Below are 9,181 nucleotides of genomic sequence, written 5' to 3' on the forward strand. Positions count from 1 at the left end.
GTAGCCGGAGCGATAAGACTGAAAGTGGTCTCCTTTCCGGCTTATCGCGGGAGGCATCCACAAAGCGGCGAAGCGGTAGTAGTAGGATTTCAAAATCTATCCATTATACCGGGACTTTTATTAATCTCTACGTAATTATTGATAACAAAATGCGCCATCTACATAGACCATCCAGCGAAGGCGCGACTTCGTGGTAGCCGGAGCGATAAGACTGAAAGTGGTCTCCTTTCCGGCTTATCGCGGGAGGCATCCACAAAGCGGCGAAGCGGTAGTAGCAGAATTTCTAATTCATTCCAGGTATTTGGACTTATTCAGCGGCCTTCAAAAGCCCTTGTAAAGAGCATACGTCGTATTCATTTGTTCAACATATATAGAGAGAATATCTGCATGTGAAAAACGCCACACTTGAGAGATAACAATCTCTCAAGTGTGGCGTTCAATTTTATTACATCTTTTCCGGCGCAGAAACACCAATCAATTTCAATGCATTTGCAATTGTTGTGCGTGTGACTGTAATGAGTGCAAGTCGCGCTTCCGATAATTCGCGGTTGTCTGGATCTAACACTTTTTCTGCGTTATAGAAACTATGGAATGTCGCAGCAAGTTCTTGGATATACGTTGCAACGCGGTGCGGTGAACGGATTCTCGCTGAATCACTGATTACTTGTGGGAAATCACCGATTTTTTTCAGTAATTCCAGCTCTTTTTCAGCTTGCAATAAAGAAACATTATCCACAGATGCAGCCATTCCATTGTCATCTGCTTGGCGCAAGATTGATGAAATCCGTGCATGCGCATATTGTGCATAGTACACAGGGTTTTCATTGGACTGAGAAATCGCAAGATCTAGGTCGAAGTCCATTTGCGAGTCGCCTGAGCGCATTGCGAAGAAGTAACGGACTGCGTCCAAACCAACTTCTTCAACTAGCTCACGCAATGTTACGGCTTTCCCTGTACGCTTGCTCATCTTGAATTTCTCGCCATCTTTAAACAACTGAACCATTTGGACGACGCCGACTTCTAGCGTGTCGTTGCCGTAACCAAGCGCTTCGATTGCCGCTTTCATGCGCGGAATATAACCGTGGTGATCTGCGCCCCAAATATTGATCAATTTATCGAATCCACGGAACAATTTATCTTCATGGTACGCGATGTCTGGCATTAAATACGTATACGTACCGTCGTTTTTAATTAACACACGGTCTTTGTCATCCCCGAAAGTTGTTGAACGGAACCATGTCGCGCCATCTTCTTCAAAGACATGGCCATTGGCACGTAATTTATCAAGAGCAACATCGATTTTCCCATTTTCATATAAGGAAGTTTCAGAGAACCAGACGTCGAACGACACACGGAAGTTGGCAAGGTCTGTCTTTAGTTTCTCTAATTCATGATCAAGGCCGTATTGGCGGAAGAATGCATAACGCTCTTCATCTGGCGTATGGACATACTTATCGCCATATTCAGCTGCCAGCATTTTTCCGATATTAATAATGTCAGGCCCTTGGTAGCCGTCTTCCGGCATTTCTTTATCCAAACCGAGTGCTTGGAAATAACGTGCTTCAACTGAAGTAGCTAGGTTGTGCACTTGATTTCCTGCATCGTTAATGTAGTATTCGCGCGCTACATCGTAGCCAGCGAAATCGAGAACGTTGGATAGAGAATCGCCAAGAGAAGCTCCGCGTGCATGTCCAAGGTGAAGATCACCTGTTGGATTGGCAGAAACGAATTCAACTTGGACTTTTTGTTTATTGCCGAAGTTTGAACGGCCGTAGTTCTCGCCTTGCTCAAGAACAGTCTTGACAATGTCGCCTAAGTAATCCGTTTTTAATTTGATATTGATAAAACCGGGACCTGCAATCTCAATTGATTCGATTGATGTGCCATCTGTATTTAACTTTTCAAGAATCGCTTCCGCAATCGCACGCGGTGGCTTTTTCGCTAATTTCGTCAGTTGCATAGCAATGTTCGTCGCATAATCGCCATTGTCTTTGTTATTAGGTGTTTCAAGCATAATGTCTGGTATCGCTGTTTCTTCTGCCAAGCCAGCATCAATTACGGCTTGGCGTAGAGCTGTTTTTACCTCGTGTTGAATCTGTTCTACCGCGTTCATTTTGTTCCCTCCGTGTATGTAATAGTCAGTTCGTATGTCCCGAGAAGCGATCCTTCTGCATGTAAATCATAGTTTACATTGAATCGTCCGCCCGAATTATTTTTTTGCTTTGTAAAATCGAGCTTATCCGTTTTGACAACTAAGTCAAACGTCGCTGGCCCACTGCCGTACGTTCCTGGGCGTTCACCAGCTGCAACAAACGGCAACCGCATCGTCACGGCACCTCGACGCATAATGAGCGCGTCAGTCGAATCCAATTTAACAATTGTTTGAACCGACTTCCCACTTTGTTGTTCTTCATATTTCAAATATGATTTGCCTGCTTTTTCTATCAACAAACCTTTAGCATTCAATTCGTGCTTCTCCTCGTCTTGGCCTGGATGGCGAATAGACGAATGGAGCTTAATCGTTACATATCGCTCTTTTTCCCGCGATTCCATACACTCACTGTCCTTTACATGAAAACATCTTCTTATTATATCCTTTTTACCGTCTACATTTCAATCTATCCGAGGCAATGCATGTTTTTACGCATGTTCCGTTTAATCTGTTTCTATGCGTCCCATACTAGATGCAATGATATGGACGGGACGGGATCGTATGCAACGGACAGTGTATGTGAAACAGAAAAAAAGACGCTCGGCGTTACGACGGCTGTTGCTGCTAACCGTCACGATGATAATGGCGGCGCTGACCATCTTCCTATCGCTCAGGCTATATGCTCAAATTACAGGCGCGCCTTCTTTAAGCGTGCCAAAAGCTTCTGTCTTTCTTGATAAAGACGGCAGGCAAATTGGCGACCGATTTTCCGCGGAACGACGGTACTGGGTTGACCTCGATGACATGTCACCGTTTCTAATCGATGCAGTCGTCGCGACAGAAGACAAGAATTTTTATACCCACAACGGTTTTGATTATAGACGGATTGCAGGCGCCCTTTTAAAAGATGCGAAATCCGGGCGCAAAGTAGAAGGAGCCAGCACAATTACCATGCAATATGCGAAAAACTTGTATTTGACGTTTGAAAAGACGTGGAAACGTAAAATCACTGAAGCACTTTACGCCTATCGAATGGAAATATTTTATGAAAAAGATGTCATTTTGGAAGGTTATTTGAATACCGTTTACTTCGGACATGGCATGTATGGTGTCGAGGCGGCAAGTAAATTTTATTTCGGTAAGTCAGCAAAAGATCTGACGTTGGAAGAGTCTGCTGTTATTACCGCCATAGCGAAAGGGCCTTCGGTTTATTCGCCTATTGAAAATCCAGAGAAATCGAGGGAACGAACATTGCTGGTGCTGTCACTTATGGAAGCGCAAGGGTATATTACTGCTCGGCAAGAAGAGCGAGCAACGAACGAAAAAATCACATTAAAAAACCGTGAATGGGCTGACTCTAAACGCGTTGCCCCTTATTTCTTGGATGAAGTGTGGCGCGAGGCTGAAAAAGTGCTCGCGGCGAAAGGGCGCTATCCAGCAGAGGGCGGTTGGACAATCCGGACAACGCTTAACCCGTTACACCAACAAACAGCCGAAGAAACGATTACCAAATGGATGCCGGATAGCGGTTTACAAGTTGGATTCATGTCGATTGAAACTGGAACGGGCGCAATCACATCTCTCGTCGGCGGCATGAATTATACCGAAAGTCCGTTTAATCGGGCGACTCAAGCAAAGCGCCAGCCTGGCTCCGCGATGAAACCGATTCTATATGCGGCGGCACTTGAAGACGGGTTCAGTCCATTGACGTTTTTATCGACCGAAAAGACCATTTTCACTTACGACGAAGGTCGCTCGACATATGAACCAAACAATGTGAACGGTAAATTTGCCGGCCATCCTATCTCGCTTGCACAAGCACTGGCGATTTCCGATAATATTTACGCAGTAAAAACGCTTGAAGATATCGGTTATAAGAAATTCAGTAAAATGGCTGAACGTCTTGGCATCGAGGGTGAATTCCCAGAATCTCCTGCAACCGCACTCGGCACCTCGCTTGTCACGCTTTCCGACATGACGAATGCTTATAACCGAGTTGCTTCGGGCGGTATCGAAACAGTCCCGACGACAATTCTATCCATAACGGATGCAGAGGGTAAAACGGTCTATGAACATCCAAAAATGAGCAAGAAACAGGTTATCAATGAGCAGGATGCATTTGTCCTCACCCATTTGATGACTGGTATGTTCGATCCTGTGTTCAACGACTATTCTTCTGCCACTGGATTATCCATGCGACAAAAGCAAACGAGACCGTATGCTGCAAAATCTGGGACGACGATTTCAGATCAATACTTAATTGGCTACACCCCTTCACTAACGGCGGGAATTTGGACCGGTTATGACGTAGGTAAACAATTGACCGACATGACCGATAAAGCAGCGTCGAAAAAAATATGGATCGACTTCATGGAGACCGTCAATCGAGGCACTCCACCCGAACCATTCATCCCCCCGAAAGGAGTCAACGGTGTCATCATCGACGTTGACACTGGCGGTATCGCGATAAATGAATGCGAGAAACAGCGGCTCGTTTATGTAAAAGAGAAGGATATGCCTCAAAAGTTATGTACGGATAAAACACTGCGGGAACAGCGCTCAGTAGGCGAAACCGATGGGAAGAAGTTTGAACTGTTTCCGTTTTCATTTTTTGAGTGAGTTGGATTTATGCTCGGTTGGCGTGGGGTTATGCTCGCTTCGCGCGGGATATGATCGGTTGGCCCGGGGTTATGCTCGGTTGGCGCTGGGTTATGATCGGTTGGCCCCGGGTTATGCTCGCTTGGCGTGGGATATGCTCGGTCAGCGGGTAGATATGCTCGGCCCACTCCTCAATTCATCAAAATCAAAAAAGCTTTCCTCTCCCAAATTAATTCGGGGAAGGAAAGCTTTTTTACCGTTCAAGGCGTCCTGCTAAACGATGTATCACGCTTGGGTTTGTTTGATACGGTATTTATCAGGAAATGCACGATTCCGGTTGTCCTAGCTTACAATTGCAAGCTGTAATTTCAGTGTACTGCCTTTCAGGCCGACATTCAACCTCAGATTGGGCAGTATGCAGAATTTGTCGCTATTTGTTCACAACTCTGGCGAATCAACACTCAAATCAATATGCAGTTTGGGTTCACTTCTATCCCACATTTCCTTATTATGAGCCGCAAGGAAGTCAGCTAAGATCTGCTTTGATTTATCATCCATATGATCAACGATGATATTCCGTTTCATCGATTTATCCATCCGATTCACGTGATCAGCGAGCACTTTATATCCCCGACGTTTTTCACGATTAACGACCATTTCACACGCTGTAACGCCTGCATAATAAGGTCCCTGTTCCTGAAAGTCAATTGTAACCCAGACGAGCCAGTACGGTTTTCCACCTTCTGAGTCTTCGCGATTTAGCGTAAACTTGACCCCGCGTTCTGTGTCACTTCTAGCATGCATCGCACCAATTTCAATCCGTGCAACACCTTCTTCGACATCGATAATGACCGGCGACACGTTTTCAAGTGACAACGAACCAATCCCGTATCCGCCATGACCGTCAGTCGGATCGTCCTTTATAATTGTGAAACCCAATTTCTGTTTCGGTTTATTTTCATTTGTCATTTATTCGTCCCCTCCAAATCTGATACTATGTATACTATACCCAATATATACAGAGAGGGGGAAATCTAATGCCAATCGTAACTGTGAAAATGTTGGAAGGCCGTACAGATGAACAAAAACGTGCGCTTTGCGAAAGAGTGACAGAAGCCGTCGCTGAAACAACAGGTGCACCTGCTCAAAATGTTTCTGTCATTATCGAAGAAATGTCGAAAAGCCATTATTCTATCGCTGGTAAGCGTCCAAGCGATCAATAAACAAAAGCGGAAGCGCCTTGGTCAGGAGCTCGGAGTCTAGACGTGAAATTTTCATATTAAAAATACTCCACAATTCGAGATTTCGTATTATCCAACACATTCAAAAAAGGCTGCCCCATTTCGGAAACTTTTCCGTTCCAATGGGACAGCCTTTTATTATTGTCGGGACGTTTCTTTATTGTCCAGACTCCAAGCGTCAGCCCCTCGAGTCGCTTCTGTCCTAAAGATAAAGACAAAAAGCGTCTTTATTTTAGGCCATTCAGCAGGGAGGGATTGAACTGCATCCCTCCTACTTGTCGGGGCTTAGCAACGCTTTCCGCTTGGGCCTGCAGGATGCAGGTCATGCAGCCATTGCCTTAGGACGCGGCGAACCTAGGCTGCGTTCATTTATTGAACTGCGTACGTTTGAACTTCACTGATGAAATCAAAGGCCGCCGTCATCTCTTCCGAAGTGAAGTTTAGTTTATTTTTCACGATAAGGACTTTAGCGATTTGCTCGTCCTTGTCAAGATGGTCGAAGTACAGCAATGTTGAAACGAGTTCAAGGAAACGGGAACTTTTGACGTTCATGCTGTCGATACAGGTTCCTAGCATTGCATGGGCATCATCTGCCATTTCCAGGAAACCCGCACCCGCATCAGTCACCTTGTAGCTGTATTGGACGTACGATCCTTTGTCAGTGCACTGTTCGGCCAGAAACCCCATCTCCCGCAGTTCTTCAATGCGTAGCGTTAATTCCTCCGAATAGGGTCCGTACATGTGAAGCTCATACTTTTCGACGAAAGGGAAATTCATCTTTTTCGCGATATAAATCATTTTCTGTAATTTTTTTCTGCCCGTGACTTCATTCGCCATTGAGATGAATTGTACAATTCTAGCATGTTCTTGCAACAACTTATCGACACCTAACCTTTCAGCATGTGTAAAATTCGTCCGTATAAAGGATTCTTTGCTTTTCCTGCTTCCAAAACATCTTCCGGAAAGTAGATTTTATGATCTGTTCGTCTTTTACCTGAAATCGCGTCTACGACATCCGATGAACGTGACAACTCGCTTAGGTCGCCATTTTTCATTTGCAAATAAATTGGCAAGCGTTCGTTTTCTTCACCTGGGCCATAAAAATCATAGGGTAAATCCGACGACGAATCCGTAACGAGGTAATAGGCCGGATCGATTCCTGCTTCCTTAAATAACTGCTCAAGTTCACCGATTTTCCGGTATTCTGTTGCCGGATCAAATTCTGCATACTGGAACAATCTTCTATTGATAAAACGATAGCAAAGGTCCGATAAAATCGCGTCTTCTTCCTTCATCCAAACCTGAAAATAAGTCATTAATATATTTTCATCAAGGGCAATATAATCCTCAAGTACAAACGTCTTGTCGAAAAACGAATGGAAGTGGACAGGCTCTTGTTTAAAGATATAGCCACTTGCATGTAACTGTTTTGCGCGATGTAAAATTTTCGTCAAAATAACTTCAGCACTGCGGGATACTGGGTGGAAATAGACTTGCCAATACATCTGATAACGGCTCATTATATAATCTTCCACCGCATGCATGCCGCTATACTTGATGACGGCCTGTTCTTCCGTTGGTCGCATGACTCGCAAAATTCGTTCCATATCAAAATGACCGTACGATACCCCTGTAAAATAGGCATCACGCTGTAAATAATCCATCCGATCAGCATCTATTTGGCTAGAAATCAAACTGACTACGAGTTTATCCGGATAGGTTTTTCCAATTATATCAGCCACTTTTTGAGGGAAATCGGGTGCAACACGACGAAGCACTGCATTTACTTCCGTGTCCCCTAACAAAATCGCTTGCGTGAATTGTTCATGGTCGAGGTCGAACACTTTTTCAAATGCATGTGAAAACGGACCGTGCCCAAGATCATGCAGCAACGCCGCACACATCGTCACTAGACGTTCCTCGTTGTTCCATTCAGGTCTGCCGTTGAAACCGTCGTCAATGATGCGTCTGACGATTTCATAGACACCTAGCGAATGGTGGAACCGACTATGCTCTGCCCCGTGAAATACGAGATACGTCGTGCCTAACTGTTTAATCCGGCGAAGGCGCTGAAATTCACTTGTGCCAATAACATCCCAAATTACTTTATCACGCACATGAATATAGCGATGCACAGGATCTTTGAAAACTTTCTCTTCAGCCAATTTTTCATCTTTGTATTCCATCGTGCACCTCCGTCAACTCATTCCCTTTAGTATAATCGCAAAAATGGTTCGTAGGAAGATGGAAAAAGGTTCATTTGAGTGAAAAAAAGATAGAATGCTTTTTTCATTATGAATAAAGTAACGGAATCCTGTCCACACTGACCGTAGAAAGAGACTATGAACATATGACTGGAGGCACGAAAATGGTGAAAGTTAGACAGGATGCTTGGATTGAAGAAAACGATACTTTATTAGCCGACACAGTATTGCGACATGTACGCGAAGGTAGTACACAACTTAGCGCTTTCGAAGAAGTTGGGGATGCACTCAACAGAACGGCGGCGGCTTGTGGGTTCAGATGGAACGCTGTTGTGAGACGTGATTATGAAAAAGAGCTTTCAGACGCGAAGAAAGAACGCAAACAAGCAATACGTGTCCTTGGAAAAGATTTTAAACGACGGGGACAACAATTATATAGCCCTTCGCAAGGTCAAGAGGAAGAACAAAAGATTTCCGTTCCGTTATCGGCACTCTCTCTCGATACGGTTATCGCATTTCTTGTGCGCATGCATCACACAGGCGTGGGAGATAACGAGTCACTTCGCTGGAGGCAAACTGCTAAAATCGCGAATGAAAAGTCAGAACAGCTTCAAAGAGAAATTACAAAACTCCAGCAGGAGAATAAAACCCTGCGCGCCGATTACGAGCAATTTGTTCAAATCATGAACCGCGCACGCCGTCTCGTCACGCTAGATGATGAATCAGATCGCACAGCACCGGTATTCAAGATGGAACAAAACGGCAACCTAGTTTCAAAAGAACCGCCCATCAATCATCATTGATAGGCGGTTTTTTCTATGGTTTTTGCGCGAGGTGTTGTTTTGTTTGGCGGGAGTGTTGTTTTGTTTCGACTTAGCGTTGTTTTGTTTCGGCAGGATGTTGCTTACTTTCGACGGAGCGTTGTTTAGTTCGGCGTGACGTTGCTTACTTTCGACGGAGCGTTGTTTTGTTTCGGCGGGATGTTG

At 44.7% G+C, this 9,181-nt stretch carries 9 protein-coding genes; 3 read left to right on the top strand and 6 right to left on the bottom strand.

The window, feature by feature from the left end:
• Positions 1 to 445 precede the first annotated feature (445 nt).
• Both argS and I2483_RS18645 read right to left on the bottom strand, forming a co-directional pair.
• Positions 446 to 2,113 (bottom strand): arginine--tRNA ligase, encoded by a 1,668-nt coding sequence (argS, locus tag I2483_RS18640; RefSeq protein WP_207278563.1) that lies wholly within the window; start codon positions 2,111 to 2,113, stop codon positions 446 to 448.
• A complete protein-coding gene (locus tag I2483_RS18645) occupies positions 2,110 to 2,553 on the bottom strand; it encodes a YwiB family protein (RefSeq protein ID WP_207278564.1) in 444 nt (147 codons plus the stop codon). Before I2483_RS18645 ends, argS begins: the two co-directional genes overlap by 4 nt.
• 160 nt (positions 2,554 to 2,713) lie before the next feature.
• Between I2483_RS18645 and I2483_RS18650 the strand changes: the two genes are divergently transcribed.
• Positions 2,714 to 4,771: a transglycosylase domain-containing protein gene (locus I2483_RS18650; RefSeq protein ID WP_207278565.1), complete on the top strand. Its 2,058-nt coding sequence runs from the start codon at positions 2,714 to 2,716 to the stop codon at positions 4,769 to 4,771.
• Positions 4,772 to 5,188: 417 nt separating this feature from the next.
• Here the strand turns inward: I2483_RS18650 and I2483_RS18655 are convergent, their stop codons facing one another.
• Positions 5,189 to 5,719, bottom strand: coding sequence for a YwhD family protein (locus I2483_RS18655; protein WP_207278566.1), 531 nt, complete (start codon positions 5,717 to 5,719; stop codon positions 5,189 to 5,191).
• A gap of 68 nt (positions 5,720 to 5,787) precedes the next feature.
• On the opposite strand from I2483_RS18655, the gene I2483_RS18660 reads away from it, so the two are divergent.
• Complete coding sequence (locus tag I2483_RS18660) at positions 5,788 to 5,973, top strand: 2-hydroxymuconate tautomerase (RefSeq protein ID WP_187045950.1); 186 nt, start codon at positions 5,788 to 5,790, stop codon at positions 5,971 to 5,973.
• Positions 5,974 to 6,360: 387 nt separating this feature from the next.
• Here the strand turns inward: I2483_RS18660 and I2483_RS18665 are convergent, their stop codons facing one another.
• Both I2483_RS18665 and I2483_RS18670 read right to left on the bottom strand, forming a co-directional pair.
• On the bottom strand, positions 6,361 to 6,867 hold the full coding sequence (locus tag I2483_RS18665; protein ID WP_207278567.1) for a YwgA family protein: 507 nt from the start codon (positions 6,865 to 6,867) through the stop codon (positions 6,361 to 6,363).
• Positions 6,868 to 6,878: 11 nt separating this feature from the next.
• Complete coding sequence (locus I2483_RS18670; protein WP_207278568.1) at positions 6,879 to 8,177, bottom strand: HD domain-containing protein; 1,299 nt, start codon at positions 8,175 to 8,177, stop codon at positions 6,879 to 6,881.
• Positions 8,178 to 8,359: 182 nt separating this feature from the next.
• Between I2483_RS18670 and I2483_RS18675 the strand changes: the two genes are divergently transcribed.
• The gene (locus I2483_RS18675) at positions 8,360 to 8,998 is read left to right on the top strand and encodes an RsfA family transcriptional regulator (protein ID WP_207278569.1); all 639 of its coding nucleotides are present in this window, start codon (positions 8,360 to 8,362) and stop codon (positions 8,996 to 8,998) included.
• Here I2483_RS18675 and I2483_RS18680 read toward each other — a convergent pair.
• A partial coding sequence (locus I2483_RS18680) for a hypothetical protein (RefSeq protein ID WP_207278570.1) occupies positions 8,969 to 9,181 on the bottom strand: 213 nt, incomplete at its 5' end. The two genes, I2483_RS18675 and I2483_RS18680, sit on opposite strands and share 30 nt — an antisense overlap.

It is taken from the genome of Sporosarcina sp. E16_3, from assembly GCF_017347125.1.
Taxonomy (GTDB): domain Bacteria; phylum Bacillota; class Bacilli; order Bacillales_A; family Planococcaceae; genus Sporosarcina.

Coding starts and splice junctions, on each gene's coding strand:
- argS (WP_207278563.1), bottom strand. CDS start 2,113: ATGAACGCGGTAGAACAGATTCAACACGAGGTAAAAACAGCTCTACGC.
- I2483_RS18645 (WP_207278564.1), bottom strand. CDS start 2,553: ATGGAATCGCGGGAAAAAGAGCGATATGTAACGATTAAGCTCCATTCG.
- I2483_RS18650 (WP_207278565.1), top strand. CDS start 2,714: ATGCAACGGACAGTGTATGTGAAACAGAAAAAAAGACGCTCGGCGTTA.
- I2483_RS18655 (WP_207278566.1), bottom strand. CDS start 5,719: ATGACAAATGAAAATAAACCGAAACAGAAATTGGGTTTCACAATTATA.
- I2483_RS18660 (WP_187045950.1), top strand. CDS start 5,788: ATGCCAATCGTAACTGTGAAAATGTTGGAAGGCCGTACAGATGAACAA.
- I2483_RS18670 (WP_207278568.1), bottom strand. CDS start 8,177: ATGGAATACAAAGATGAAAAATTGGCTGAAGAGAAAGTTTTCAAAGAT.
- I2483_RS18675 (WP_207278569.1), top strand. CDS start 8,360: ATGGTGAAAGTTAGACAGGATGCTTGGATTGAAGAAAACGATACTTTA.